23 protein-coding genes are annotated in these 26,019 nt (G+C 51.1%); 10 read left to right on the forward strand and 13 right to left on the reverse strand.

Going from position 1 to position 26,019, the window contains the following annotated elements:
• Positions 1–239: 239 nt before the first annotated feature.
• A complete protein-coding gene (locus SE18_RS17520) occupies positions 240–998 on the forward strand; it encodes a laccase domain-containing protein (protein WP_160319524.1) in 759 nt (252 codons plus the stop codon).
• On the opposite strand, the gene SE18_RS17525 is transcribed toward SE18_RS17520, so the two are convergent.
• Complete coding sequence (locus tag SE18_RS17525; RefSeq protein ID WP_054535755.1) at positions 995–1,930, reverse strand: wax synthase family protein; 936 nt, start codon at positions 1,928–1,930, stop codon at positions 995–997. The genes SE18_RS17520 and SE18_RS17525 overlap by 4 nt on opposite strands.
• A gap of 5 nt (positions 1,931–1,935) precedes the next feature.
• Entirely contained in the window at positions 1,936–2,451 is a 516-nt protein-coding gene (locus SE18_RS17530; protein ID WP_054535756.1) for a hypothetical protein, read from the reverse strand.
• A 350-nt stretch (positions 2,452–2,801) separates the two neighbouring features.
• On the opposite strand from SE18_RS17530, the gene SE18_RS17535 reads away from it, so the two are divergent.
• The 3 genes from SE18_RS17535 (at position 2,802) to SE18_RS17545 (ending at position 5,605) form a co-directional block, all read left to right on the forward strand.
• Positions 2,802–3,002 carry a hypothetical protein gene (locus SE18_RS17535; RefSeq protein ID WP_054535757.1) on the forward strand — a complete coding sequence of 67 codons (201 nt, stop codon included), beginning with the start codon at positions 2,802–2,804 and terminating at the stop codon, positions 3,000–3,002.
• A gap of 152 nt (positions 3,003–3,154) precedes the next feature.
• Positions 3,155–4,939 carry an AMP-dependent synthetase/ligase gene (locus tag SE18_RS17540; protein WP_054535758.1) on the forward strand — a complete coding sequence of 595 codons (1,785 nt, stop codon included), beginning with the start codon at positions 3,155–3,157 and terminating at the stop codon, positions 4,937–4,939.
• Between the two features lie 9 nt (positions 4,940–4,948).
• Positions 4,949–5,605 (forward strand): MOSC domain-containing protein, encoded by a 657-nt coding sequence (locus tag SE18_RS17545; RefSeq protein ID WP_083469982.1) that lies wholly within the window; start codon positions 4,949–4,951, stop codon positions 5,603–5,605.
• A gap of 475 nt (positions 5,606–6,080) precedes the next feature.
• On the opposite strand, the gene SE18_RS17550 is transcribed toward SE18_RS17545, so the two are convergent.
• The 9 genes from SE18_RS17550 to SE18_RS17590 all read right to left on the reverse strand — a co-directional run bounded on the left by SE18_RS17550 (position 6,081) and on the right by SE18_RS17590 (position 16,441).
• A complete protein-coding gene (locus SE18_RS17550) occupies positions 6,081–6,611 on the reverse strand; it encodes a GNAT family N-acetyltransferase (RefSeq protein ID WP_054535759.1) in 531 nt (176 codons plus the stop codon).
• A gap of 18 nt (positions 6,612–6,629) precedes the next feature.
• Positions 6,630–7,718, reverse strand: a complete 1,089-nt coding sequence (locus SE18_RS17555) for a hypothetical protein (RefSeq protein ID WP_152976681.1) — start codon at positions 7,716–7,718, stop codon at positions 6,630–6,632.
• Between the two features lie 52 nt (positions 7,719–7,770).
• The gene (locus tag SE18_RS17560; protein WP_054535761.1) at positions 7,771–8,475 is read right to left on the reverse strand and encodes a hypothetical protein; all 705 of its coding nucleotides are present in this window, start codon (positions 8,473–8,475) and stop codon (positions 7,771–7,773) included.
• 96 nt (positions 8,476–8,571) lie between these two features.
• Positions 8,572–9,636 (reverse strand): glycosyltransferase family 4 protein, encoded by a 1,065-nt coding sequence (locus SE18_RS17565; RefSeq protein WP_152976682.1) that lies wholly within the window; start codon positions 9,634–9,636, stop codon positions 8,572–8,574.
• A 30-nt stretch (positions 9,637–9,666) separates the two neighbouring features.
• Complete coding sequence (locus SE18_RS17570) at positions 9,667–10,077, reverse strand: c-type cytochrome (RefSeq protein ID WP_054535762.1); 411 nt, start codon at positions 10,075–10,077, stop codon at positions 9,667–9,669.
• Positions 10,077–11,477, reverse strand: coding sequence for a PQQ-dependent sugar dehydrogenase (locus tag SE18_RS17575; RefSeq protein WP_054535763.1), 1,401 nt, complete (start codon positions 11,475–11,477; stop codon positions 10,077–10,079). The genes SE18_RS17570 and SE18_RS17575 overlap by 1 nt, the downstream gene beginning before the upstream one ends.
• A gap of 107 nt (positions 11,478–11,584) precedes the next feature.
• Positions 11,585–13,420, reverse strand: coding sequence for a type 2 lanthipeptide synthetase LanM family protein (locus SE18_RS17580; RefSeq protein ID WP_054535764.1), 1,836 nt, complete (start codon positions 13,418–13,420; stop codon positions 11,585–11,587).
• Complete coding sequence (locus tag SE18_RS17585) at positions 13,417–16,149, reverse strand: tetratricopeptide repeat protein (protein WP_054535765.1); 2,733 nt, start codon at positions 16,147–16,149, stop codon at positions 13,417–13,419. Before SE18_RS17585 ends, SE18_RS17580 begins: the two co-directional genes overlap by 4 nt.
• 67 nt (positions 16,150–16,216) lie before the next feature.
• Positions 16,217–16,441, reverse strand: coding sequence for a mersacidin/lichenicidin family type 2 lantibiotic (locus tag SE18_RS17590; protein WP_054535766.1), 225 nt, complete (start codon positions 16,439–16,441; stop codon positions 16,217–16,219).
• Positions 16,442–16,635: 194 nt separating this feature from the next.
• On the opposite strand from SE18_RS17590, the gene SE18_RS17595 reads away from it, so the two are divergent.
• The 4 genes from SE18_RS17595 to SE18_RS17610 all read left to right on the forward strand — a co-directional run bounded on the left by SE18_RS17595 (position 16,636) and on the right by SE18_RS17610 (position 21,004).
• Positions 16,636–16,836 (forward strand): hypothetical protein, encoded by a 201-nt coding sequence (locus tag SE18_RS17595; protein ID WP_054535767.1) that lies wholly within the window; start codon positions 16,636–16,638, stop codon positions 16,834–16,836.
• Between the two features lie 40 nt (positions 16,837–16,876).
• A complete protein-coding gene (locus SE18_RS17600; RefSeq protein WP_054535768.1) occupies positions 16,877–19,036 on the forward strand; it encodes a peptidase domain-containing ABC transporter in 2,160 nt (719 codons plus the stop codon).
• 207 nt (positions 19,037–19,243) lie between these two features.
• The gene (locus SE18_RS17605) at positions 19,244–20,188 is read left to right on the forward strand and encodes a hypothetical protein (protein WP_054535769.1); all 945 of its coding nucleotides are present in this window, start codon (positions 19,244–19,246) and stop codon (positions 20,186–20,188) included.
• A gap of 12 nt (positions 20,189–20,200) precedes the next feature.
• Complete coding sequence (locus tag SE18_RS17610; protein WP_054535770.1) at positions 20,201–21,004, forward strand: alpha/beta hydrolase; 804 nt, start codon at positions 20,201–20,203, stop codon at positions 21,002–21,004.
• A gap of 37 nt (positions 21,005–21,041) precedes the next feature.
• On the opposite strand, the gene SE18_RS17615 is transcribed toward SE18_RS17610, so the two are convergent.
• A complete protein-coding gene (locus tag SE18_RS17615; protein ID WP_054535771.1) occupies positions 21,042–21,767 on the reverse strand; it encodes a sensor histidine kinase in 726 nt (241 codons plus the stop codon).
• Between the two features lie 223 nt (positions 21,768–21,990).
• Between SE18_RS17615 and SE18_RS17620 the strand changes: the two genes are divergently transcribed.
• Both SE18_RS17620 and SE18_RS17625 read left to right on the forward strand, forming a co-directional pair.
• Positions 21,991–23,040, forward strand: a complete 1,050-nt coding sequence (locus tag SE18_RS17620; protein ID WP_054535772.1) for a ThiF family adenylyltransferase — start codon at positions 21,991–21,993, stop codon at positions 23,038–23,040.
• A 48-nt stretch (positions 23,041–23,088) separates the two neighbouring features.
• Positions 23,089–24,210: an MraY family glycosyltransferase gene (locus tag SE18_RS17625; protein ID WP_054535773.1), complete on the forward strand. Its 1,122-nt coding sequence runs from the start codon at positions 23,089–23,091 to the stop codon at positions 24,208–24,210.
• A gap of 55 nt (positions 24,211–24,265) precedes the next feature.
• Here the strand turns inward: SE18_RS17625 and SE18_RS17630 are convergent, their stop codons facing one another.
• A complete protein-coding gene (locus SE18_RS17630; protein ID WP_054535774.1) occupies positions 24,266–25,969 on the reverse strand; it encodes a hypothetical protein in 1,704 nt (567 codons plus the stop codon).
• Positions 25,970–26,019 lie beyond the last annotated feature (50 nt).

Here is a 26,019-nt window from a genome sequence, read left to right on the forward strand (position 1 = left end):
CCCGCCAGAGGACAACAAGCGACACATTCGTAGGGTTTGATTGGCTCTCTTTACATTGATTTTAGCAATACGGTATACTAATCAGAATCGTATACCTGCGCAGGGACTATTCCATGCTGAATGCGCCGTCTGTTGCATCATCGCTTGATCCTGAAGTTTCTCCACCGATTGTTCGCGTGCCCGGTTTAGTTGGGCTGCCTTTTTTACAGCATGGTTTTTCTACCCGAACCTGTGGAAATTTGGCAACTCGTTATGGCCCACCTGCAGAAGTTGGCGCAGCACGCCGGACGTTTGCCCGAGTTGCTGGGATTGATGCCAGCCGCGTGGCTCACTTTGCCCTAACGCATAGCTCACGAGTTGGCTTAGTCAGCGATCCTGATTGTATGGCGATCGATAGCACGCCACATCGAATCTCGGTACGCGGTTTGTTGGCCGATGCTTCGCCGCGTGACCTTAGTTTTATCAATGCGCAGGGAATTCCCAATCAACAAGGGGTCGATAGCCTGATTACGACCACACGCAATTTGGCCTTATTTATGGTGGTTGGCGATGCAGCGCCAGTGATTATTACTACACGCCAAGGCAAAGCGGTGGCGCTGGTCAACGTGGGTTTGGTTGGCACTGTCAACAATATTTTGTCTCACACAATTGAGGCGTTATGCCATTTGGTGGCTTGTCAGCCAAGCGATTTAATTGTCGGCATTGGTCCCACTGTCGGCCCTTGCTGCTATGCTTTGGCCCAATCGCTCACTTGGGCCCAAGTTGTATCGCCTGCCTTTTTTCAACAACATGGCCCCAACGCCCCAGGCATTATCATCCGTGATGAACAATATTTCTTCGATTTGCCGCGCATGATCGGCTTTTTGCTTGAGCAAGAGGGCGTGCACAGCGCCAATATTCACTCAATTGATCGTTGCACTGCCTGCCCCGACACCGCTTTTTTTGGCCATTATGCTGGTGTAGCTGGGCGCTTTGGCGCCTTAGTCGCTTTGCGTTAGGGCAAATAGGCTCCAAACAAGCCCAAAACCAGTTCAGGCCGAAAGAGTAATGGAGCCGGAATAATCGTCCAACTTAGCGTCCAAATACTTTGACGATAGGGCGAACGGCGCAACCAAAACCGCAAGCTGCGCTGACGCTCCAAGCTGGTAGCAGCAATTTGCACCACAAAATAACCAGTTGGCCAGCCCCAACCCCCAGCCGCTGGATAGCTCAACAGCAATTCATGCAAGAAGCCAGAAACAATAAACACCATTGCTGCTGCCCAGCGCGAGCCAATGATAGGCTTCAATGGCTGCCAAACCACCACACTCAGCACCTCGTGGACTGCCATATTCCAGCGTTTACCCCACCACTCGCTTACTGAGCGTGCATAGATTGGAGCTAAAAATAAGGGCTGCATTTGCCAGCCAAAGGCTTGCCAAATAGCCAAATAGAGCCTGGTAATCCCAAAAAATAAGCTGATGACTACGCCAACTAAGGCGAGCCAAGAGCGCCACAACAGCCATAAGCCAACTGTTGGCGTTGGCCAAAACCAAGCAATTAGCCCAATCACCCCACCAAAACCCAACCACAATGCACCATGAGCCACGTTTTTGCGCCAAGCAAGATCTGGCTGGCGTGGCAAGAGCCATGGCTCAAGCTGCATGCCCAGCCAAAAAATAAACCCCAAGCTGCGCCAAAAACCTAGTTGTTTGGTTTGTGAATGCGGGCTGTAGAGTAAGCGCCAGCCTTTAAACGCCAAATAGGTTGGAACCCAAATCGCAATAATTCGGCTCCAAATCGGCCAAGGCTGGCTGAGCCAAAGCCCATTGCCAATTGCCAAGAAGGCTAAAAACCAAGCTGCCCAGCGTCGTTGCTGAGCATCTCGGAGATACTGGGGCAGGCTCAAAAGTGCCAAACCAGTGCTAATCAGAAGGCTAATTAACCACACAACCCTCATCGAGCGTCGTTGCCTTGAATTGGCTCAAGCTGAACGATGGCGTGGCGCAATTGGGCCATATAATCCATTTCTTCAAGGTCGAGGTTGGCGCGTTCGACCGCCAATTGGCTCAAGCTCACCAAGCCGCGCTCAGGATCGTTGACTTTGCGCTCCCATTGGGTGCTGGTCAGGCTGCGCAACAAGCCCAAGCTGGTTTCGCGAATATCCATAAAGCTGCCAAGCTCCTCTGCTGGGTTGAGCACAAACGCTTTGGGGTAGCGGTTGAAAATCGTATTCAGCATGGGGTTTTCAGTTTTCAAGGCTTGCTCAACCACGGCGATTAATTCGACTTCACCGCGGCGCAGGCTGGAAAGGACTTGGGCTAACGAACGAGCAAAGCCTTGGGGGCGCTCTTGTTGAACATCAGGCTGCAAGCCAAAAACCCGCAAGCGCACATTATCGAGCGTGCTGGCCATAACTGATAAAGCCCAGAGTTCGTTATGAACTGGATCGTAAACATCGGAATGTGCCATGATCAAATATCCCCTTAAATTGGCAATCGATATGCATTGCTAAGTATAGCAAAGAGTTGCTAGTAGCTAGCGGATTTGAATAGTTCTGGCGGATTGCAACAGTTGCATTCTCCATAATTGATCTAGTCAGTAACACATTGATAATCCACAACATAAATATTAGGGGGTGCTGGGGGATGAAAACTCCCGGCGTTTCTCTCCAGCGCAGGGACGGAAGGGAGGAGAATCTCATAAAGCCATAAAATCGCAAATCAATGAATCTTTGAACCCAGCCTAAACTACTTGCCGCGCAGCTTAAAAAACTGTATCATACCCCTAGATTCCACTACAGTGCATTTATGGGAGCCTTCATGCAGGTTTTTGTCCACCTCGATGAATTATTAACGCCAGCCTTGCTGCAACAACATCAACGCCATATCGTTGATTTTTTGGAGATGGAAGGCATCCCGCCTGAGACCGAGGTTGGGCGCACCAAAGTCAGTGAACGCGCCGCCAAAGAATTACTCGCCGAACTAGCCCATGATCTCGATCAAACACCAGAAGATCAGTAATCAGCGCTGATCCTGCGTTCTAGCCACCGATCGTTAATGGCCGTTGCCAGCTGGCAATGATTTAACATCAGCTGTATAGCCCCAATACACTTGCTAACCACAGACGTTGTCGTTCGCCGTTGAATTGTTGCAAAGGTCTATGGAGGTAGCCCATGTCGTTTCGTAACCTTGGTGAGTTGTTTCGCGAGCGTTCCCAAACCTTTGCCCACCTCAACCGCTGGCGAACTCGCCGCAATGGCGAATGGTTGACCTGTACCAATGCCGAACATCAACGCCATGTTTATCAACTTATGGCTGGTTTTCAAGCGTTGGGGCTGCAAAAAGGCGATCGGGTGGGGATTATGGCCAACACCAGTGTCGATTGGCTTGAAGCTGATTGGGCGCTCGTTTGTTCTGGGGCTGTGCCAGTTTCAATTTATCCCTCGCTGCTGGCAGATACAGTAGCTTTTATTGCCCAAGATGCTGAGCTTAAATTCCTGATGATTGAAAATCGCGAACAATACGATAAATTGCAAGCAGTACGCTCGCAACTTGAGCATATCGAGCGCGTCATTATTTTTGATGGCCGCGACTTGCCCAGCGACGACCCTTGGATTTTATCGCTCACCAGTTTGCGCCGCATGGCAACTAACGATTCAACTGCGCAAGAGGTTTTTGCAGCCAACTGCGCCAAACAGATCGAGCCAGAAGATCTGGCGACGATCGTTTATACCTCGGGCACGACTGGCAATCCCAAGGGGGCAATGTTGGCCCATCGCGCCTTGCTCGGCGAGTTAAATGCCATTCGCGCGACTATGGGAATGAAGGTCGGCGAAGATGATGTGTTGTTTTTGCCAGCAGCGCATATTTTTGGCCGCTTGCAGCATATGTGCGGGGTGGATAACGGCCTCAACACAGCGATCATCGAATCGATTAAACAAGTGCTCGACGATGTGCAAGCAATTAAACCAACCTTCTTCTTCAGCGTCCCCCGCATGTATGAGAAGATTTTCAGCACAGCGCAAGCCCGAGCTGAAGCCAGCCCGATTCGCAAGCGGATTTTTGCTTGGGCGATCAAGATTGCGCGCCAACAAAGTAGCTACAAAGCCCAAAAAGCTGTTGCTCCTGCCAGCTTCAAGCTAAAATATGGCTTGGCTGATCGTTTGGTATTCAAAAAGGTGCGCAGTTTGCTTGGCGGCAACATTCGCTATGCAATTACTGGTGGCGCACCGCTCGATATTGAGATTTTAGAATTTTTCAATGGGGCGGGAGTATTGTTGCTTGAAGGCTGGGGCTTGACCGAAACCTCTGCCGCAGTAACCGCCAATCGCCCCGACGATTATCGGCTTGGCACGGTTGGCAAGGTGTTTCCTGGCAACGAACTCAAAATTGCCGCCGATGGCGAGGTGTTGGTGCGCGGCAATTTGGTGATGAGTGGCTATTACAACAACCAGCAAAAAACCACCGAAGCGCTAATTGATGGCTGGTTTCACACTGGCGACATTGGCACCATCGATCCAGATGGTTTTTTGAGCATTGTTGATCGCAAAAAAGATTTGCTCATTACTGCATCGGGCAAAAATATTGCGCCGCAAGCAGTCGAAGCTGCCTTCAAAAATAGCCCCTACATCTCGCAATGTGCAGTCTTTGGCGACCGCCGACCCTATTTGGTGGCCTTGTTTACGCTTGATCTGGAAGCAGTGACCGCTTGGGCCAATCGCGAGCATGTGCCGGTTGATGCCAATGTACATAAACATCCCAAATTGCTGGCGGCGATTGAGCACGAAGTCCAAACGATCAACCCAAGTTTACCTTCGTTCGAGCAAATTAAGGCCTATGAAATTTTGGCCGAAGATTTTACAATTGAAAACGATTTACTGACTCCAACGCTCAAAATTCGCCGCCGCCAAATCTACGACCGTTTTGCCAAAACTTTTGAGCAATTGTACAAACGCTAGAGGATTGTTGTGATTACGATTCAAACGTTGGCCATCGGCCAGCCCCAAACCTACCACGATGCGAAAGGCGCTTGGTCGTCGGCAATTGGCCGCCAAGCTGTTACTACGCCAGTGCGCCTCGAAAGCTTGGGCCATCTTGGCGATGCGGTTGCCGACACCAAAAATCATGGCGGGCCAGATAAAGCTGTGTGTTGCCAGCCAGCCAGCCATTATCCGTTGTGGCAAGCAGAATATGGGCTGGCAGATGATCATCCGATGTTGCAGCCAAGCGGCATCGGCGAAAACTGGACGCTCAGCAACGCTACCGAGCACGATGTCTGTATTGGCGATGTGTTCAAGGTTGGCAGCGCACTGGTGCAGGTTTGTGCGCCGCGCTACCCGTGCACCAAACAAGATCGTAAGCTTGGGCTTGATGGCTTGCAACAACGCACAATCGCCACCTTGCGTAGCGGCTTTTATCTGCGGGTATTGCAGCCTGGCGCGGTGCAAGTTGGCGATTCATTGGAATTAGTCGAGCGTCCGCATCCGAGCATTACGGTGCATAAAGTCAACCAACATCTGCACCACGAGCGCGATGAAGCCTTTGGGCGCGAGCTGTTGGCCGTGCCGGAGCTAGCCTCCAGCTGGAAGCGGATTATTCAAATGATTATTCCTAGCTTGGCCTAGATTCGCCCAACCTTTCTTCTTTCAAGGGTTGGTTTTAACGAAGGGTTGATCTGCTGTGACAATGCATTGTCACCACCCTTCCGTCCGCCTCAAGGCGGGAGACGCAGGGGGTTTTCATCCCCCTGCACCCCCTACAATCCGTGACCAAACCCCATTTGTTGATGAACGTGGCAATGAGCCTTCGCGATTTTTGTGATCTTCGCGGTTGCCGTAACCTAGTGCCCATGCCTATCTAGGTTTGCCACGAATCAGCTCCCTCATCCCTCGGTTGCTCTGCGCCTCTGTGTTAGAAAATTGATCCACGAAGCGCACAAAGAGCACGAAGAATTGTTTTTTTAGCCACGAATTGCACGAATTGACGAATAAATATTTGATAGCCAACAGTCAAAAGCCATAACTCCTCTGCGCCTCTGCGTCAAAACCTTCTGCCTTTTGAATTTTATTCCTCATGCTTCATCCTTCATCTCTTCTATGTTTAGAGCAGTTGCTCAAGCTCGGCACGCATGGCCACGCGGGCGCTTGCTGGCAAGCCAGCAGCGATATGAGCTTGAGCAATGATCGTTAATTCAGCGCCATATTCCGTTGCTGCGAGTGGGCGAAAACCCAAGCGCGCATACAACTCGCTATTCCAGGCAATATCGTTGAAGGTGAGCAAACTCATGTTGCGATAGCCCTGCGCCTTGCCCCAGGCTGCGACTGCCGCGATTAATCTGCGGCCCAAGCCCCGTTGACCATGGTCTGGATGCACATCAAGCTCACTAAGATAGACTTCATGATCGATAATTTTGGCCAATGCAAAGCCAACTGGTGTATCGTGGGCATCGGCGGCAAGCCAAACTCCATGCCAAGCAAAATAAGCTTGCAAATCGTCGAGGCTTGCTGGGGGCCATGCAGCAATAAAAGCGTGTTGGGTTGGCAAAAACAGTTGCGCGGCAGCAACCTCAATCGCTGGTAACAAGCTTAATTCTGCTTGGGTTGGCCGCCGAATTGTATAGGTTTGCTGCATTATTGATTCCTCGCTCAGCTACTCTGGAAGCTGCCACAATTGAATCTCATCATACGTTAACACCGCCAATATTAGCTTCGACGGATGCCACTCGACAGTAGTAGAATGATCAACTTCGATTGCAGAATAGAGTTCGATTTGTTGGGTGCGATGATTAAGTATGCTAAACAGTGATGGTTTATATAAAACAGTGTAATTGCCATCGGGGCTAATTGCTTGGCTACACCCACTGAATCCTGGGATTGGGACTGTTCTGATAATACCGTTTTGCCAAATTGTAAGCTTTTCTGCATCGGCTTTAATATTTCCAACAATTAAATTATGGTTTGCTTCAATATCAATTGAATAATATGCATCATTAATTAATTTTTGTAATTCCCCAGTTGTTATATTAAAAGTATAAACTGCATCGTAACCATTAATGATTAGGATAAATTTATTATACCATTCAATAGAACTAATAAGCTTGAATTTTTGAGGTAGTATTCTAATTATTTTCCCTTTTTCATTGAAAAGTGTAATTTGATTGTAATAGTTATTATTATAGGAATAATATTCAACAATAGCTAATTCATTAGTATTTTGATTCCAAAGGAGGTTTTGATAGGTAGAATTCATACCATTATCAATCCGTTTGATGATTGTGCCATCGACTGACCATAGAATCAATGTTTCACGATACGACACCGCCAAAATATCCTTCGTTGGATGCCATTCTAGCTTATCGACAATACCAACATCATCAAATTTAATTTCCAGCTGGCGTAAGCATATGCCATCAAGTGAGTAGATCGAAACAATACCTTTTGCTAAACTCAATGGGCTTGTATGGGCAACGGCCAAGCGATCACCACGGGCATTCCACGCCATTGCACGGCCACTCTCTGATAATTTAATTGTTTGTACCAGCGTCGGCGTGTCCACGGGCGTAAGCTGCTCCAGGGTAAATGGTCGATTCGCCCAATAGAAATAACCAGCAGCACTGGCCAGTAAGGCCAGCAAAATGCCAAACCATATCAGGGTTTGCCAACGTGATTTAAGGATCTCCATACTCTCTCCTACGCAAGCTATTACTGTACTCTCAGTATCCACGCTGGATTGAAACATAAACAAAACTCCTTTGGCAATACTACCAAAGGAGTTGCAGTTGGTTCAAATTTTAGGCGGTTGGCGGGCGGAGATAGGTGCGGTCTTGCATGTTGGCTAGCTCTGGTTCGTCAGTTTCCTCATCGTCGTCAAGCTCGGGCATTGGGGCTTGAAAGCTGTGTAGCGCATCGAGCACCTTGCTGACGTTCTGCATCAGATCGCGAATTTCTTGGCGTAGCTCGTGTTCTTCGTGCAGCGCTTCGCCAAATGGCCACGACTGACGGCCAGTCACCGTGCCAACGAAGGCCATATATTCGCCAGTAAAATGCAATTGCACATCAATATCAAGCGGTTGATAATCGAAGGTTTTATCTTTGGTAGCTGCTTGAATCGCTTGAGTCAGTTGTGGAATATTGACCACATTAAAGCGCTGCTCCTCGGTCAGAGGAATTGCATAATTCAAATCAAAATCGAGATCAACGTTATAGGCGCAGCCTTCAATCGCATGCAAACATGGCTCATCAGTGTCGTGATACAAGGCGCAAATTGCATCGCTGCCCATCACCGAAATCGCGGTCAGTGCTGCATCCCAAGTAAAACTAATGGTCGCAACGACATGTTCCATGTGGGTGTCGCGCTGCTTGGCAGGTTGGCAACTGATGCTCAACGTCCGCGCCAACGAATGCGGATCTAGCTGTTCTTGCGAAAATTGAATCGCTAACCCTGCTCGCTCCGCCTCGCTAATTAATACCGTAACCACTGCTTCATACGTTAACATCTTCGCTCCTTTCAGCGAGGCTTGTTGTGTCCATGGTCATTATAGCACTCTCACTCATGGCGCAACATTTGCCGCTCGCAGGAGATCGTCAATCGCTTATAAAACTTCAGCTAAAAAGCGGTCGGTCACATGCTCCCAGCTATACTGTTGGACATGCTGCAAGCCAAAGTCGCGATAGCGCTGTTGTAACTCAGGGTTTTGCAATAGTTCGATAATGGCTTTGGCGATTGCCGCTATGTCGCTTGGCCCAACCAAGGTGCCTGCTTGGCCATGGGGCACGACTTCGGGAATTGCCGCAGCGTTGGTGCTGACAATTGGCAAGCCGCTGGCCATCGCCTCTAAAAAGACAATTCCAAAGCCTTCTTGGACGCTGGGCAAGCAAAAAATGCTGCTCCGCCCATACCAATCCCGCACTTCAGCATCGTTGGCAAGTGCGCCAAGCATGCGCACCGAGGTTTCGAGGTTGTAGGCCCGCACTACGCCGCGCAACAAATCGTGATCGGGGCCGTCGCCAATAATGACCAATTGGGCTTGCGGTACCTGCTCAACGACGCTAGCAAAGGCCCGAATCAAATCGATCACATGTTTACGTGGATACTGGCGGGCAACGCACAAAACTGTCCATGGATCGCGCTGGTTGTTCTGAGCCTGCTCCTGCCACAAACTCAAATCGATGCCTTCGGGCACAATCCCAATTGTGCTGGTTGGCACGCCATAATGAGCGTGAATCATCTGGCGGCAATATTCGCTGGTTGAAATAACTTTGGGCGCACGCCGCGCGTTGAGCATTTCGATGCGGGAGAGCGACCACAGCAAGGCCCGAATAAAGCCCTGTTCATGGCGCTGCTCTTCGGCAATTACGCCTTTGATGCTACAGATATAGGGCACATTTAAGCGCTGGGCAACGCGCACCCCATCAATATCAAAGCCAACGATCAAATCATAGGTGTGGTTAGCAAGGCGGCTGGGCAATTGCCAGTTGTAATATAAACGGCGCAGGGTCAAGTTGCGCGGCCAATTGCCGATTGGCCCAATGCGATCGACAATATGGCCACGAGCTTGCAAGGTGCGCGCTAAGCCACCGATTGCTGCCGCCGTGCCACTGCCATCAACCACTGTTTGTAACCACGAATCTAAGAATGCAATTCGCAATTGCTGCATAGCACTTTTACCTATTCAAGGCCAACGCGCTTAATCAATGCCACTTTTCAGCGTCAGCATATAACCAATCAGATCGTTAATATCTTGGGTTGATAATTTTTGAGCATAATCGCGGGGCATAATGCCTTCTTGAAAGCCGCCAACCAATTCTTTATCTGGCTCGGTGAGCGAGAGCCGCAGATAATCGATGGCACTGGTGCCATCTGGGCGTTGGGCGGCCCGATTGCCAATATTTGAGAGATTTTGGCCAATGCCCTGGCCTGCTTCGCCAGCAACGTCACTATGGCAATCGATACATGCTTCAAGCTGATCGAGCGTAAGCACCTCTGCTCCTTGAAAAATGCGTTTGCCACGCTCTGCATTGCCGACGCTAGTGCTATCATTGGCAGCACCACAACCGAGCAACACCAAGCACAGCGCTAGATAGGACAATTTTCGCATTAACGCGCTCCATTATAGGTGATTCGGTAGATCGCACTCGTGCCAAAATCGGCAATATACATGTTGCCATCGGGGCCGGTAATCACATCGATTGGGTAGAGCATTCCATCGGCAAAGGTGGTTGATTTGGCTAAATAATCGCCGTTGCTGGTTTTGCCAACCTCAATATGCATAACCTCGCCCGTCTGCCAGAGCGTCAAAAAGGCGCTATCGCTGTAGATTTGCGGGTATTGGTTGCCGCTATAGAAGGTTACGCCAGTTGGCACCGAGTGGGCAGGAAAGCTAATCAACGCGCCGCGCGTGCCGCCATCGCTGGGCGGATCGCCAAAATAATAAGGGTAGCCATAGTGTTGGCCTTCAACGAGATAATTAAATTCATCTGGTGGATCGTCGCCCTCGACCGAGCTTGGGCCGTTATCGCCACCAAATAGCGCTCCATCGGCGTTAAAGGCCACATCGAAGACGTTGCCCAAGCCACGGGCATAGGGGCGCAAATCGCTGCCATCGGGGTTGACCGATAAAATGCTAGCGGCTAATTCATTATCCTCGAATTTGCCATCGGTTGTGCTGCCAACCCCAAAATATAAGCGGCCATCGGGGCCAAAGGCTAAGCCATTGTTGGAGTGTGGCTGCAACACCATCGAGGGCAAATTATCAACCACGATCCGGCGGCTATCGGCCATGCCATCGCCATCGCTATCGCGCAGGGCCTCGATTTTGCCCGAACTAGCGCAATACAATTCGCCATCGCGCCAAACCAAGCCAACCAACAACTCAAAATCGCCAGCCCATTTGCTCAAACTATCGATCTGGTGATCGTTGTTTTGGTCGCGGCCAATCCACAGATCGCCAGCAATATCGGCGATGTATAGCTCGTTTTCTGGGCCAAAAGCAATCGCGGTCGGATTATCCATCGTGCCGCTGGCATAGATGCTCCATTCGAAGCCTTCGGGCAGATTAATTGCGCGCAGCTTGGGGTCGCGTTGGCGCTCGCGCTCGGGAATGCTGGTTTGCCACATGGTATAAAAAGCGGGAGCGGCAATTAAGGGCATGCCTAAGAGCAAAAAGAGCGCTAAGTCACGGCGGCGCAATTGCTGGTCGATGCTATAGCGAATTTGCCGTGCTAGCCACCACAAGCCGCCTGCGACGACTGCCAGCGCACCGATCACCACCGCCGTTTGGCTGAGCAAGTCCCAAAATTTCACCCGAATTAATGGGTCGCCAATGCCAATTGGGTAGGTGCTAAGCAAGCCTTGAAAAACCAGCAAGATCAGGCCTTGAACGGCGATGGTGAGGCCGATCCAGCGCCAGCGACCTTTTTGGCGCATCAGCACTAATCCACCAACAATCGCGCCAACCCAGAGGGCTAGCAGCACTAAGCTCGCAATATTGAGCAGCATTATGATAATCCTTTGAGTGTGTTTCCATAAAACATTGACCTGCAATGCAGGCCAACATCTATTATTTTAGTTGTTCAGTGGTAGCACGCACTACTAGGCTCAGTATATCATGGCTGCTGGGGCGGTTTTGGTAAAACATTAGTCCCAAAAGCGTGGCAAATTTGGGCGATTTGGCGCTCGCAATGCTCGTTGCTCAAGCCCGCGACCGCTTGCTCAACCCGTTGCCAACTGCTTTGGGCAAGTTCAAAATCCATGGGTTGGCCATGGGCATCCCAAATGGTTCGGGCGCGCGGCGTTGTGCCAAACCATGGAATATCGGCTTGCCAAAGCGCCGCTTGCTCGCTTTGCAAAAAGTGCTTGAGCTGTGGCCGATCGGGAATGCTCAGCCACAAATGATCAAATAAACAATCGCGATCAAGCGCATCGCGTAGCCGATTGGGATGGCTGGCGTGGCGCAGCAAAATGGCGTAGCTATTCGATGGCCGCACAATCACCCGAATGGTGGTATCAGCGCAGGCGGCCAAGCCAACGCTCAATAACTCGGCTTTTGTGCGCAGGAGCGCTGCATAGGTGCTGCGAAAGCCTTGCTCGACCTCGGCTGCATATTCCAAGGGATCGATCTTCAGTGTGCTACAGGTTGGCAAATTGTGGGCTGGCTGTACAGGAATGGGGGCGTAGCGCAAGGCCATGTGATCAGTATTCGTCTCATCCCAAACTGGTTGAGGCAAGGGCAAGGTTTGTTCGGCGTTGCCAGCGATGCCACTGAGATCAACGCCTGGATGCTCGTTGGTAGCGAAGTGCAAGCGGGGTAACAAGCCAACTTGGGCTGCTTCAATTAAAGCGTTGCTGTTGCTGGCTAAAAGTGGGTGGCACAAGCCTTCAAGGTCAATCAAAACAGGATCTTCGCCCACGGCAATGACATTTTCATAGTGTAAATCACAAGCTTGCAACACCAAAAGCAAGGCCAACAAGGCGCCGTGGCGTTGATAAAAACGTTGCACAGCTGTCGAATCGGCACACGGCGTAGCGTGCAGCCATTCCGTCCAGCCGTAGTTGCCACAATCGAGCACCTGCAAGCCGCGTAGCTTAATGGTTGCTGCTTGTTGATTGTGCCAAGCCAAAACCTGATTGAAGGCAGCTTCGGTGCTGAGCGAGCGTGGTTTGTAGGCCAAACTCATGCCGCTAGCAAAATCGAGGCGGCAAACGCTTTGGCCTGCGTGGCGATCGCCCAAGCTCTCCAAGCCTGTCCATTCGCCTAGCTCAATCTCAAAATGGCTTTGCAATTGCTGCCAATCGTGGGCTAGGTGCTGGGCAATTTGGCTGGCAAATTTGATGATGGTTTGGCATTCGTGAACCAAACTATGCAGCAAAACTGGATAATTGGCGAAAAGATCGAGCAAATCGCCGATGTTGCTATAACGTTTAATGAAATATTCAAAGCGATCTTGGCTGGTTGGGCCTTGCAACTCGCCGCGCAAACGCGCCACATTCAGCTCTAAAACCATGGTTTGGGCGGTTAATTGGGCTAAGCGTTGGGCCAAGGCCTTGCCAATTGCCGCATGCAAACTTGGCCAATTGTGCTTAACTTGAGCTTGCTGCAAGGCTTGCTCAATCTGAACGAGGCAATAATCGACCAGCGGCCAAAGCGGATAGCCCAAATTGGGCTGATTGAGCCAGCGCGGATGCGGATTGGCCTGCCATTCGCGCCAAGCTGCGAGCATAGCGGCCCAAGGTGGGGGCGCAATTGGAATGGCGGGGTCAAGCAAGGCTTGAAATTGCTGCTCGTTTAATCCATCAAGCGCCAGCCGCGCCTGCCACCACTGCGTCTGCTCGAAGGGCGCTTGTTTGCGCCAACGTTGGGCGCGTTGGGCTGCACGCGGGCCGATTTCGCTCAGGCCAAGTTGTTGGCGTTGGCGCAAATTCAGGCTTGCCAACCAATTCATGTGCGTAGCTCGTGCAATTGCAGGGCTGGCATTTGGGCGAGCAGCTGTTCGACGATTGGCGCAGTTTGCTCAGGCGCTTGGGCTGTTTGCGTGCGTGCCTGCTGCACAAATTGCCAACGGGCTTGTTGGTTGAGCCAACGGCGCAGACCGTATTCGCGGCGTAATTGTTCGACAGTCTCCACCACTGGGCCGATTGCGCTGCCATAACCCATGGTTGCTAAGCAAAACGCCAAACTTTCGAGGGCTTGGGTCAGGCCTTCGGGGTTGCCAATAGTGCGATAGCCCTGAATTGCTTGGTTGATTTGCTCGATTGCCGGAGCATAATGGCCTTGAATACAATCAACCAAGGCCAAGCCACGCAAAGCATTGGCAATGCCCACACCAAATTGCATGCTGCGGCCCAACTCAAGGGCTTGGGTAAATAATTGGCGTGCAATTAGATATTGGGCTTGCTCAACCGCCAATTGGGCTTGCACCGCTAACACCATACACAACATATGCTTGCTGCCAAGGTCTTGGCTCATTTGCGCGGCCTTGTTGAGATAACAGGCTGCTTGCTCCAATTCGCCTGCTGCTAGCGCCGTATAGCCTTGGTACATCAACGCAAAGCCAATCACCGTTTTGTTGCTCATCTGCTCGGCAATGCTATAGCTTTCGCTAAAACAGCGCTGAGCAGTTGGGTAATCGCCGCGATAGAGCGCCAATTTGCCTTGATGTTGCAAGACCATTGAAATGCGATTTTCGTACTGATGTTGCTGACAGAGCGCCTTGCTTTGGTCAAGCAACTCGGCTGCTTTGCTTAATTCGCCGCGATCGAGCTGCAAGGCGCCTAAATTGCAGATCAGACTGCTAATTGCCATCGGCAGATCGAGTGTGCGCCAGATTTCGAGGCTATCGTTGAGCAAGGCTTGCGATTGTGCATATTGGCCTTGCCAATGGGCAATTAAGCCCAAATTATTGTAGACCCGAGCCATGCCCACTTGATCATTGGCAGTTTCGATGAGTTGGCGACTTTGCGAGAAGCTTTGGGCCGCAGCGCCATAATCGCCTTGGTGATAGGCCAAATAGCCTGCTGCGTTGAGCGTTTCGATCCAGAGAGTTGGCTCAAGCGTGGTTTGGGTGGTTTGGGCTTGATCGATTGCTTGGGCTAGCCAACGCCGCCCTTCGCCAGTATAGCCCCGCAAATACCAGAGATCGGCCAAATTGGTGGCCATCTGCACCAACTGTTCGACTTGCTTTTGGCCAAAGAAAAACTCCAAAGCCGCGCGAAAGTTGAACAAATCGCGCTCAAAGCGATCGCCAGCAGCTACATGATGGTTATGTTGGCTCAAATCAGCTTGCAAGGTTTGGGCCAATTGCAAATAATAATTGGCATGACGCTGAGCTGCTTGAATAAACAAACCAGCTTGTTGCAACATCTCACGGGCATATTCGCGCAAAACATTCAACATCTCAAAGCGCGTTTCATCCTGTTGATCTGCTTTGGTGTAGAGCAAGCTTTTATCGGCCAAGGTATTGAGGCCGTCAAGCAAATCGAGCGCCCATGGCAGCTCGGCCCCAACTGCGGCCAAGCCATCGAGGGTACAGCTTTGCGGAAAGACCCCGACATGCATAAACAGCTGCTGATCGCTTGGCTCAAGCAGATCGACGCTCCAGCGAATTGCTTCGCGTAGCGTGCGTTGGCGTTGCGGATGATCAGCTGAGCGACTGGTCAAGACAGTTAATTGATGCTCAAGATGGCGTAGCATTGCCTTGGGCGAGAGCAACATACTACGGGCTGCAATCAACTCGATACTCAACGGCAAGCCATCGAGTTGACGACAAACTGCGCTAATATCGCTAAGCGTGGTTTGATTGATCTCGAAATCGGGATTCACTGCTTGGGCGCGCTCGATAAACAAAGCGACCGCTGGTGAGTGGCTTGTGGTTGGATCATCGTCAGCAGGTATCGCTAGCGCCAAGGGTGCAACCGCAAAGCGCCGTTCACGGCGTAAGCGCAAGGCCTCGCGACTGGTGACCAGAACTTTTAAACCATAACAGGCCTGAATTAACTGATCGATTGAGCTAGCAGCAGGCAGCACTTGCTCAAAATTATCGAGCACCAATAAGATTTCACGGTCATACAAAAACTGCTTTAAATCTTCAAAGCTGCGGCGTATGCCAGTTTCCTTGATCCCAAGGGTCTGAGCGATTGTGCTGAGCACATCTTGGGGATTGGTAACTGGAGCCAAGGCCACCACAAACACGCCATGGCGAAAGCGTTCAAGCTGCTGGGCTGCAACCTGCAACGATAAACGGGTTTTGCCAACTCCAGGCGGGCCGACCAGGGTCAACAAGCGCACATGCTCGCTGGCTAAACGTTCATTAATCGCTGCAACATCAAGCTCGCGTCCAATTAAGGGATTCGGGAGATCAACTAAATTATGTGGTGCTTGATCGACCACAAAATTGACTCGGGCAGCGCCTGGGGTTTGATCCGTCCAGATCGGCCCAGTGGTTGTTTCCGAGCGCGCAAAATGCACAAAGGCAGTATGTTCAGCTTCGGGAACATTACAACATTGGGCTAAGCGCTGGGCAATCTGGCTCGACGGCTTAAGCGTATTCGCTTCAATTTTACGAATTGTGACCGTGGCACAGCCAACCAAATGAGCCAACTCGTCTTGGGTCAGATCGAGGGTTTTTCGGCGTTGTTTAAGCCACATTCCAAAAGAGGCATCAACCTTTGTCATAACGCTGTCCAATGTGCTGTGGAGATGGTCAGTTAAGCAAGGACATTAGGGTGAATTGAGTGCCGACTTACTGTTGATCGTCGCTGCTATTGACGACGCAAGGAACGAGACTGGTGACTGACGTCATGGTTGGAATAATACTGCAATCCAAGAGACCGCCTTGAATTTGGCGTAATTCTTCGTCGCTCAGTTCGGTCATTCCAGCGGGATTCGCAGGCTGTGGTTTCGTGGTTTCGCTCTCAGGATCATTTTCAGCATTATTCCACGCGTTGATCGTTTCTTCATGCGACATGCTGGGTCTCCTTTGATTGTTTAGGGTGGGTTTAATTTTGGGAGGTTGTAGATGCCCTAGTATACGGTTAAAATACGGTTATTGGCAAGCGTAGTTTGGGCGATAGCGTTATATCGGTTTTTATATCGGTTTTTGGCTAGTTGGCAAGCGCCAAGTATGGTTAAATGGGGCCAGCTTTTCAGGAGGACACCCCAATGAATGACCACAGCCAAACCGCTCTGATTCCAAACACCTCATTATTTCGCTCGGCTGCGCTAACGTCATATGTTGCTCATCATCAAGAGCAGGTTATCCAAGAGCGAATTTCGCCGCTGTTGCTGCGAAGCTTGTGGTTGCTGGTTGCGTTGCTTTCAGTCAGTTTAGTTGTGATTGGCGCGCCGCTCGTTAGCCTCTAGCCCACGGATAACCTTGCGCAACTAGCAAGGTTTGGCACGATTGAAACGTTGGTTTGCCCGCCTCAAACGGCGTAAAGTTCCGGTTTTACTCCAATTAAGTGCAATTGAATGTGGTGCTGCCTGTTTGGCGATGCTGCTCTCCTATTGGGGCCGCGCAACGAGCGTTGCCGAAGCGCGCGAGGTTTGTCGGCCATCGCGTGATGGCTTGAGCGCCCAAACGATTGCTGTTGCTGGCCGCCACTATGGCCTCGTTGTACGGGCGTTTGCCCTGCAAAACCTCGATTTTGGTTCACTTCAGCTTCCGGCAATTTTGCATTGGAATTTTAATCATTTTGTGGTGCTTGAGCGCTGGTCGCCACGCGGCGCGACAATCGTCGATCCCGCTTTGGGTCGGCGCTTTGTACAGTTAAGCGAGCTTGATCAACGTTTTACCGGGATTGTGCTTAGCTGCCAGCCTGGCCCCAATTTTGAGCAACGCCAACGCGCCAACACCGATCAATGGCGTTTGATTCGCACGACGCTGTGGGCCAAACCTAGTTTATTGCTGCAGATTATTGTGGCTTCTGGCTTGTTGCAATTGGTCGGGCTAGCGCTGCCATTGCTAACCAAAAGTTTGGTGCAGCAAGTGACGCTGCCCAGTTTTGAGGTGTTGCTGGGTCGGGTGTTAATTGGCTTGGGCTTGATTATTAGCATTCGTTTTTTGATGCAATATATGCGCAGCCTGTTGTTAATTCAATTGCAACTGCGGTTTGATACCGATCTGAGCGAGCATTTTTTGAGCCACTTGTTGCGCTTGCCACTGGCGTTTTTCGAACAACGCAGCAGCGGCGATTTATTGCTGCGCCTGACCAGCAACAGCACAATTCGCGAGTTGATTACCAACCAAGTGCTTTCGGTGGTGCTCGATGGCGGGCTGATGCTGATTTATGGTGGCTTGCTGTTTTGGCAAAGTGGCAGTTTCGGCCTAACTGTCACCATTATTGCTTTGCTCCAAGTGGCGATTATTTGGCTTACTCAAGGCCGTTTGCGCCCGCTCGTCGAAACCGATTTGTTGGAGCAAGGTGAAGCTCAAAGCTACTTGATTGAGTTGCTGAGTGGCATTACCACGATCAAAGCGATGGGCGTTGAGCAATATAGTTTTGGTTATTGGCAAAATCTGGCTCGGCGCCAGCGCAACACCAGCCTGCGTCGCCAACGTCTGAGTGCGGTTGTCGATAGTCTTTTGGGCACGCTCCAAACTGCCACGCCGCTGATTTTGCTGTGGGTTGGCTTGCGTGAAGTCCATCAAGGCAGCATGGATTTAAGCACGATGCTGGCATTAAACGCTATTGGCACCTTGGCGCTCGCGCCGTTGGTAACATTAATTAGCCAAGGCCAACGCCTGCAATTATTAACCAGCTACCTTGAGCGTTTAAATGATGTGTTGATGGCCCAGCCAGAGCCAGATGGCAACTTTGCGCCCGACCAAACCTTGCAAGGCGCAATTCGGCTCGAACAGGTCAGTTTTGGCTACAACCCGCATGCTGCACCAATTTTGCGCGATATTTCGTTGCAGATTGAGCCTGGCCAAAAAGTGGCCTTGGTTGGGCGCACCGGCTCGGGCAAAAGCACCTTGGCCAAATTATTGTTGGGCCTCTATCAGCCAACTAGCGGCCAAATTTGGATCGATGAGCAACCAATTGAACACTACGACCGCCAAGCTTTGCGCCAACAATTTGGGGTCGTGTTGCAAGATGCATTTTTATTTAGCGGCTCAATTCGCCAAAATATCAACCTACAGCGGGCAACCTTGCCAGCAGCCCAGTTGCTGGCTGCTAGCCAACGTGCAGGCTTACACAACGACATTGTGAGCATGCCAATGGGCTACGAAACTAGAGTTGGCGAGGCAGCAGGCGGTATTTCCGGCGGGCAGCGCCAACGCATTGCCTTGGCACGGGCCTTGTTGCGCCAGCCAGCAATTTTAATTTTGGATGAAGCCACCAGCCAGCTCGACACCCTGACTGAACAGATTGTTGAGCAGCAACTTACTACATTAAAGTGCACCAGAATTGTGATTGCCCATCGCCTAAGCACGGTCAAAAACGCCGACTTGATTATTGTGCTCGATCGCGGCCAGATTGCCGAGCAAGGCACGCATGCCGAGTTATTAAGTGCCGATGGCGTGTATGCCAAAATGGTCGCCAACCAACAAGCCAGCTAAAGCCCATGCAACGTTTTGCTTCCAACCAACGTCTATAGACTAGATCTTTTGGCCTAGAACTTGCTCGCCAAAGCGGTTAAACCCAACCCAAAATAAACCCTTTGGTGTATTCCCAAAATCTAGGCCATATGCTATGCTGCATCTTGCAGTGCGGCATGAAGATTTGAATATCGTGCGGCTGTGTGTAGACGAAGCAAAGGAGCCTGTATGTCGCGTCGTAAGGTGCGATTATTTTTTTGCCTGCTTTTAGTAGCAGTATTGGGAGTTCATGGGTTACAGCGTAGACAAGTGATTGTAGCGGCAGCACCAATGGTTTTTGACCAATATGCACCGCCCCAAACTCACAGCTATTATGTGCCAAATGCCCCAGCGATCGTCGGTTGGCCGAGTGCAGCTGCGTTGTTTTATGCGGCAGGGCGGCCTTACCCAACGGATATTCCAGCGGCCTATTACGACCCAAGCTTTAATTTGACCATGTTACGTTTGCGTTCAAGCATTATTGCTAGCGCCAAACGCCATAATCGTCAAGCTATTACCAAACTTACAGATGATCAATTTGCCGTGATTATTGCGGCCCAACTTTATTTTGAATATAATGGGGCTTTGGCGACGCGTGGTAGTTTTGGGCGGGCAGTAACTCCGGTCTATCAAGAGGCGCAGGGTGTTGCTAATTCGTTGGGGTTGGGCAATTTTAGCGTTTGGCCCGCTAATTTGCGGCCTTCGGTTGGCAAAAGTTTGCTCAATGGCGAATTGCCTTATGTGAATTCGCTCAATCAGCCAACCAGTCGACCAGTTGCGCTAACCATTTATGGTAGCAAGCTCCAAGCCCAAATGCAGCGTTATAGCGATTGGCAACCAAGCGAAACCGAAGTTGCCAACGAAATTAGCGATCCATTTTTGGCGGTCGAATATCTGGCAGCCAACTTTGAGGTCGCTAGCTATCGCGCCGAACACGATTGGGTTACGGTCAATTGGATGACCTTTGTGGCATGGCACAATCAGGGCGTGGTTAGCCCGGGCCATATTACCAGCAATGCCCAATTGGCGAATGTACTGACAACCTTTGAGCGCTATATTCCTGGTGCAATGGCCTTAATCTACACGCCGCCCGAGGTTGGGCCAAGCATTGTGCGGCAACCGATTGCCAAATAAACAGAGGATGTGATGACTCACGAGGTAGAAACATTAACCGATTTGCCCTATGGCAATGCAGCTGGCTATTTGCTATTTCTCGATCTGTATCGGCCTGAGCCAATGCCAGCGCAGCCTTTGCCCGTGATTGTGTATCTGCATGGTGGCATGTGGCGGCGTGGCGATAAAGCCTTGAGCAGCGATCCATTTTTGGCGCAAACTGGCCGCTACATCGTTGCCAGCATCAACTATCGGCGCAGCGATCAGGCGATTTTCCCCGCCCAGCTGCACGATGCCAAAGCTGCTGTGCGTTGGTTGCGTGCCAATGCCCAAAAACTTGGTATCGATCCAACCAGAATTGGAGTTTGGGGCCACGATGCAGGCGGCCATTTGGCAAGTTTGTTGGGCGTAACGGGACATGTCGCTGATTTAGAGGGTAACAATGGCAGCGCCGCAAGCAGCGTGCAAGCGGTGGTGGCGGTGGCTGCGCCCAGCGATTTGAGCCAACTTGGCGATTGGCATGACGAGCCAGATTCGCCAGAATCGTTGTTGGTTGGCGGGGCCTTGCCAACCCGCAGCGAGTTGGTGCAACAAGCGAATCCTTTGAGCTATCTTGATCAGCCAGCCCCGCCGTTTTTGCTGATTCACGGCGAGCACGATCAAACCGTGCCGATCAGTCAAAGTTTGATTTTGCAGCAAGCTTTGCAGGCTGCCAACGCCGAAGTTGAATTGCTGCGTTTGCCCGAGGCCGAGCATAACTTCGGCCCTAACAGCCCGTATCTCCAGCAGATAAACCAGCAAATCTTAGCTTTTTTTGATCGGGTTTTGCAGGCATAAAAAAACAGCGCAGCCATGGTGGCTGCGCTGCATTATTTTAGCTGCGGCTGGTTTCTGGCTCGGCGCGCGGAATGGTAAAGGCAAAGACATTGCCTTTGGCCAAACGCTCGATTGCAACTTTGCCGCCATATAGCTCAACCAACGATTTAACGACTGGTAAATCCAAGCCCAAGCCATGCTGCTCGCGTGAGAGCGGCAAGTTTTGCGGCACAAAGAAACGGTCGAAAATCCGTGGCAAATCCTCGTCGGTCAGCGGCGCACCCTCAACCGTAAACACCACCGCCACGCTATCGGGCATCGTGCGAGTTTGCACGACTACTGCATCGCCAGCATTACGGACAAAACGCAAGGCCACGCTGAGCAAGCGCTCGATAATGAGGCGCAAATGGTCGGGATTGGCCAAAACCAAGGGCATGGTTTCTGGTAAATCGCTAACAACCTCAACCCCGCGATCATGGCTTTCGGCCCGAACCTCAAGCAAGGCTAAATTGAGTGGTGGCAGCACCGAGGTTGGCTGAGCGATTTTCTCCTCGCTCAGCACCCCATACTCACCCTTGGCCAACAAAATATAATCTCGCACAAGCCGATCAATCCGAGTGCCACCCCGGCGGATAATTTGTAAAAAATTGCGTAAATCGGCCTGGCCAATTTGGTCGGCATGCATCAACAAATCGGTACAGGTTTGGATCAAGGTCAGCGAGGTGCGAAGCTCGTGGTAAAACGGGTCGAGTGTGGCTCGTTCAAAGCTGCTGGCGCGGCTCATCGGTAACTCCTTGGGTGCGCCGTGTTTCCCATCTAACACGTCAAAAATAATGCTAAGCGTAACTGGGCATCATAGCAAAAATGGCTTACACAGTGGGGGCTGAGCAAGCAAATGAATTAAGAGGCCATGCTACAAATAACCAACAATTAGCTACGATTTTACGAGGCGGTATCAATCTCTGTCAAGTTGATACTGTCTCACCTGCGCGGTACAATGAGCCACAATGCAAACAGGGGGTTTTATGCCCAGTAGTGGGATTCAATCAGCACGCTATAGTCGTCAAACGCGGTTTGCTGGGCTGGGCCAAACTGGCCAAGAGCGCCTAGCCAAGGCCCGAGTGGCGATTGTGGGTTTGGGTGCAACCGGTAGCACCATCGCGCATGGCTTGCTGCGAGCGGGCATTGGCTACTTGCGCCTGATCGATCGCGATTGGGTTGAAACGCACAATTTGCCGCGCCAAAGTTTTTATACCGAGGCCGATGCTGAACAGTTGCAGCCCAAAGTTGTGGCCGCTAAAGCTCATGCCCAGCAAATTAACAGTGCCTGCGCAATCGATGCCTTGGTGCTCGATCTGCATGCTGGCACGATAGACCAAGCGCTGGCTGGGGTTGATTTGGTGCTGGATGGCACTGATAGCCTTGAAACCCGTTTATTAATCAATGAGTGGTGTGTGCGCGAGCAAGTGCCATGGATTTATAGCGGCGTGCTTGGTGGCCATGGCATGACCGCGAATTTTCGCCCACAGCAGGCTTGTTGGCGCTGCATTTTCGCAACCTCGCCCGAGCCTGGCAGCATGCCAACCTGCGAAACCGCGGGCGTGGTTGGGCCAGTCGTCGGCGTGATTGGCAATCTGGCGGCAACCGAAGCCTTGAAATTACTCAGTGGGCAAGGCCAAGCCAACCCCGATTTATTTATGCTCGATCTGTGGGCTTGGCAATTTGAGCATGTGCCTATGCCAGCGCCACGACCCGATTGCCCAGTCTGTGGCTTGCGCCACTTCGATTTGCTTGATCACGCCAGCGAGCCAACCATCAGTTTATGTGGCCGCAACGCGATTCAAATTCGCCCGCAACAGCCAACGACGATTGGCTTAGCGCGTTTGGCTCAACATCTGTACCAAGCTGATCTGCGGGTGGTGCAAACCGACTATCTTTTGCGCTTTGCAGCAGATAGCTTGCAAGCAACCGTGTTTCCTGATGGACGCGTCATTGTCAGCGGCACCGATGATCCAGCGGTGGCGCGTGGTTTTTACAATCGCTGGATCAATCATTAACCATCGATACCTTAATCTTCAAGGTTGAAGTTCTAAGTTGGAGCAGTTATGATTCTGCGATTTGCGCTGGTAGTAGCCATTGGTGCCAGCATTACTTTCGTTTTGACTCCCTTGATTCGGGCTTGGGCTATTCGCCGTGGCCTGTATGATCTTCCCGAAGCGCGGCGGGTGCATCGGATTCCAACCCCACGACTTGGTGGCGCGGCCATGTTTGCTGGCTTTATGGCTGCTTTGGGTGCGGCGGTCGTCGTTCCTTGGGGTGTGCCGCAAATGCAGCGCTTTCCAATCGAGAGCTTTCGCTTGGGCTTGTTGGCCGCAGGTGCAACCCTGATGTGGGTTGTGATGACGATCGACGATCTTAAAAAACTGTCGGCGCGTTTTCGTTTAATCATCCAAATTCTGGCGGCATTAATTGCAGTTGGCCCCTATTTATGGGAATGGACGTTGCATCCAGCAGTTAATGGGGTTGATGTTGGGGCGCGTGGAATTATTGCCACAGCATTTAATACGCCTTTTCCAGCGCCGTTCAATCAGATTAATTTTCATACCTTATGGCCGCCATTGGCAATTGGCTTCACGATTTTTTGGATTGTGGGCATGACCAATGCGCTTAATTGGATCGATGGCTTGGATGGCTTGGCTGCTGGCGTGACGTTTATCGCCGCGATTGTGCTGGCAATTCACACCTATTCCTTAGGCCAATATTCGCTGGTGTTGGTGCCGTTGGCTTTGGCTGGCGCATGTTTGGGCTTTTTGCCCCACAACTTCCACCCAGCCAAAATCTTTATGGGCGATGGCGGTGCGATGGTTATCGGCTATAGTTTGGCGATTTGCTCGATTATTGGCGGCGCCAAGCTGGCCACAGCATTGTTGGTATTGGGCGTGCCGTTACTTGATGGCGTGTGGATGATCATCTGGCGACGGGTGCGCGGGGCGGGCGCAAGTGTCTCGGATCGGGCGCATTTGCACCATCGCTTGCTTGATTTGGGTTTATCGCAACGCCAAGTTGTGGCCTTCTATTACACCGTAAGCAGCTTATTTGGCAGCCTTGGCTTGTTGTTGCCCAATAGCTGGTGGAAACTGGGTGCGTTAGCAATTTTGACCAGCCTGATGATCGGGCTGTTATTCTATTTGGCGCGCAAACAACCGCAAGCGCAAAAATCAGCTTAAATACGAAGGCCACAGCAAGCGCTGTGGCCTTGGTTGTTTTAGTTAGGCGTAATCCTTACTTGAAGGCGACTGGAATATAGAAATGGCGCAGCGCAGTGGTGTACCAAATTCGCGCACCACAGAATTGAACTGTATTGGTTGGGTTGAGCAACGAGAAACTGATCGAATGATGGATACTGCCTTCTGAAAGATCATAATGCGAGCCAGTATAGTCGACGATCTGCGATGCATAGCCCGTGGTTGTGGGAATTTGGTAGGCAAAGATTGGGTTAAACCAGCCTCTCCCATCATAGGCCCACAACCGAGCAGTTGCCCCATTGCCAGCTAAATTACGATAATAGAAGCGAATTCCCAGAATCGCACTTTTGGCGGGTAATTGGAAGGTATAGGTAATTTCAGAATCAGTATCAAACGAGACACAACCTGCCGCATCGATTTGCTGCACATACGCTGTATCACGGGGAACGAATGAATAGGGAGTTAAAAATTGATATTCATCAGTGATGTTTGGGCTAGCGCTTTCTTCAACCGTGCCAAGCTCCAAGGTTTGGATTGGGCTTGGTTCGTTGGTTGCTTCGCTTAATAATGCTCCCTTGGCATCGCGATCGCCAACAACCTTTGCAATTGGCTTGCTTGCTGTTGCCGTTGAGCGACCCTGAACTGGCAGCGTATAGAACGAGCGAATGCCACACATTTTGGCCGATTCGCTATTGCCTGGGCGAATATACAGCAAATACCCTTTGAGCACTTCGTTAATGATTTGGACGTTATTATCCAAATCAATATAATCGTTGGCATAGCCCGTTGCTTGGGTTGTGGTCTCAATCGCCACGGCTGAGGTAGAAGAGCCATTAACGTGGACGAGATTGGCATACATGGTTTGGCCGCTCGTGTTGTAGTAGAAGGCGCGATAGCCACGAAATTGCATGCCATCGGGCATATCGACTTCGGTCGATAAATTGAGGCCTTCGGTCAAAATCATACAGCCAGCGCCAGCATAGCTATAGCGACTGCTTGCATCGACTGCGACAAAATCGCTGGCGGCTGTGAAGTTATAGCCAGTAGTACCGCCTTGTAAGGCATCAGGGCGGTTGGTTGGTGGTGTGCTCGCTGGGCGGGCAACTGCTGAATTATAGGCATATTTTACCCGTACCCCACACAGCGCATGGTTGATGCCGACGCCGCCGCTATACCATACCAACGAGTAGGCGTAGTTGTACGAATCATAGGGCGTGGGCGTGAAGCTAGCAGCCGTATACGTTGAGCCATAGCCGCCATTGCCACTACTGCTTAGCAGGGCAACTGAATCAACTGCACCAGCGCCATTGAAACGGTAGAGGTAGAGCCGTGAATTATTGCTGGCATCAGTATCACGATATTGAAACTCAACCCCAATAATCGTCGCACTCTCAGGAATAGCCAATTTGGTGCTCAAGGCTTCATTATCACCAAATGACGCGCCTGGAATCGACTTAATATAGGTACAACCAGCCCCATAATAAGCATAACCAACATTTGAATTGCGCCGATGAAAGGCAATCCCAGGATACGACGCAGTGGCATACGACGTTCCACCATTGATGCTGTTCAACCCAGCCTCAAAATCGTGTTTGCTGCCTGCTTGCTCGGGGTTTAACAATGGCGCAGCCTGATCGCCAGTTAACGGGGTTTGGGCGTTCATTGGTGCAGGCTTAAGCCACAGACTCGCTACGAGACCAAAAAAGACCAACACGAAATACACTCTGCGGGTAATCCACATACACAACCTCCAAGAGTCAACAACGTTCGCTAGATTAACGGTATATTATG

The organism is Herpetosiphon geysericola (assembly GCF_001306135.1).
Taxonomy (GTDB): Bacteria; Chloroflexota; Chloroflexia; order Chloroflexales; family Herpetosiphonaceae; genus Herpetosiphon; species Herpetosiphon geysericola.

Excerpts from the sequence above, each read along its gene's own strand:
- SE18_RS17615 (WP_054535771.1), bottom strand. The coding sequence starts at position 21,767 with ATGAGCCGCGCCAGCAGCTTTGAACGAGCCACACTCGACCCGTTTTAC.
- SE18_RS17540 (WP_054535758.1), top strand. The coding sequence starts at position 3,155 with ATGTCGTTTCGTAACCTTGGTGAGTTGTTTCGCGAGCGTTCCCAAACC.
- SE18_RS17585 (WP_054535765.1), bottom strand. The coding sequence starts at position 16,149 with ATGACAAAGGTTGATGCCTCTTTTGGAATGTGGCTTAAACAACGCCGA.
- SE18_RS17570 (WP_054535762.1), bottom strand. The coding sequence starts at position 10,077 with ATGCGAAAATTGTCCTATCTAGCGCTGTGCTTGGTGTTGCTCGGTTGT.
- SE18_RS17555 (WP_152976681.1), bottom strand. The coding sequence starts at position 7,718 with ATGTTTCAATCCAGCGTGGATACTGAGAGTACAGTAATAGCTTGCGTA.
- SE18_RS17625 (WP_054535773.1), top strand. The coding sequence starts at position 23,089 with ATGATTCTGCGATTTGCGCTGGTAGTAGCCATTGGTGCCAGCATTACT.
- SE18_RS17630 (WP_054535774.1), bottom strand. The coding sequence starts at position 25,969 with ATGTGGATTACCCGCAGAGTGTATTTCGTGTTGGTCTTTTTTGGTCTC.
- SE18_RS17535 (WP_054535757.1), top strand. The coding sequence starts at position 2,802 with ATGCAGGTTTTTGTCCACCTCGATGAATTATTAACGCCAGCCTTGCTG.
- SE18_RS17530 (WP_054535756.1), bottom strand. The coding sequence starts at position 2,451 with ATGGCACATTCCGATGTTTACGATCCAGTTCATAACGAACTCTGGGCT.
- SE18_RS17595 (WP_054535767.1), top strand. The coding sequence starts at position 16,636 with ATGAATGACCACAGCCAAACCGCTCTGATTCCAAACACCTCATTATTT.
- SE18_RS17590 (WP_054535766.1), bottom strand. The coding sequence starts at position 16,441 with ATGTCGCATGAAGAAACGATCAACGCGTGGAATAATGCTGAAAATGAT.
- SE18_RS17565 (WP_152976682.1), bottom strand. The coding sequence starts at position 9,636 with ATGCAGCAATTGCGAATTGCATTCTTAGATTCGTGGTTACAAACAGTG.
- SE18_RS17620 (WP_054535772.1), top strand. The coding sequence starts at position 21,991 with ATGCAAACAGGGGGTTTTATGCCCAGTAGTGGGATTCAATCAGCACGC.
- SE18_RS17605 (WP_054535769.1), top strand. The coding sequence starts at position 19,244 with ATGTCGCGTCGTAAGGTGCGATTATTTTTTTGCCTGCTTTTAGTAGCA.
- SE18_RS17610 (WP_054535770.1), top strand. The coding sequence starts at position 20,201 with ATGACTCACGAGGTAGAAACATTAACCGATTTGCCCTATGGCAATGCA.
- SE18_RS17575 (WP_054535763.1), bottom strand. The coding sequence starts at position 11,477 with ATGCTGCTCAATATTGCGAGCTTAGTGCTGCTAGCCCTCTGGGTTGGC.
- SE18_RS17560 (WP_054535761.1), bottom strand. The coding sequence starts at position 8,475 with ATGTTAACGTATGAAGCAGTGGTTACGGTATTAATTAGCGAGGCGGAG.
- SE18_RS17580 (WP_054535764.1), bottom strand. The coding sequence starts at position 13,420 with ATGAATTGGTTGGCAAGCCTGAATTTGCGCCAACGCCAACAACTTGGC.
- SE18_RS17550 (WP_054535759.1), bottom strand. The coding sequence starts at position 6,611 with ATGCAGCAAACCTATACAATTCGGCGGCCAACCCAAGCAGAATTAAGC.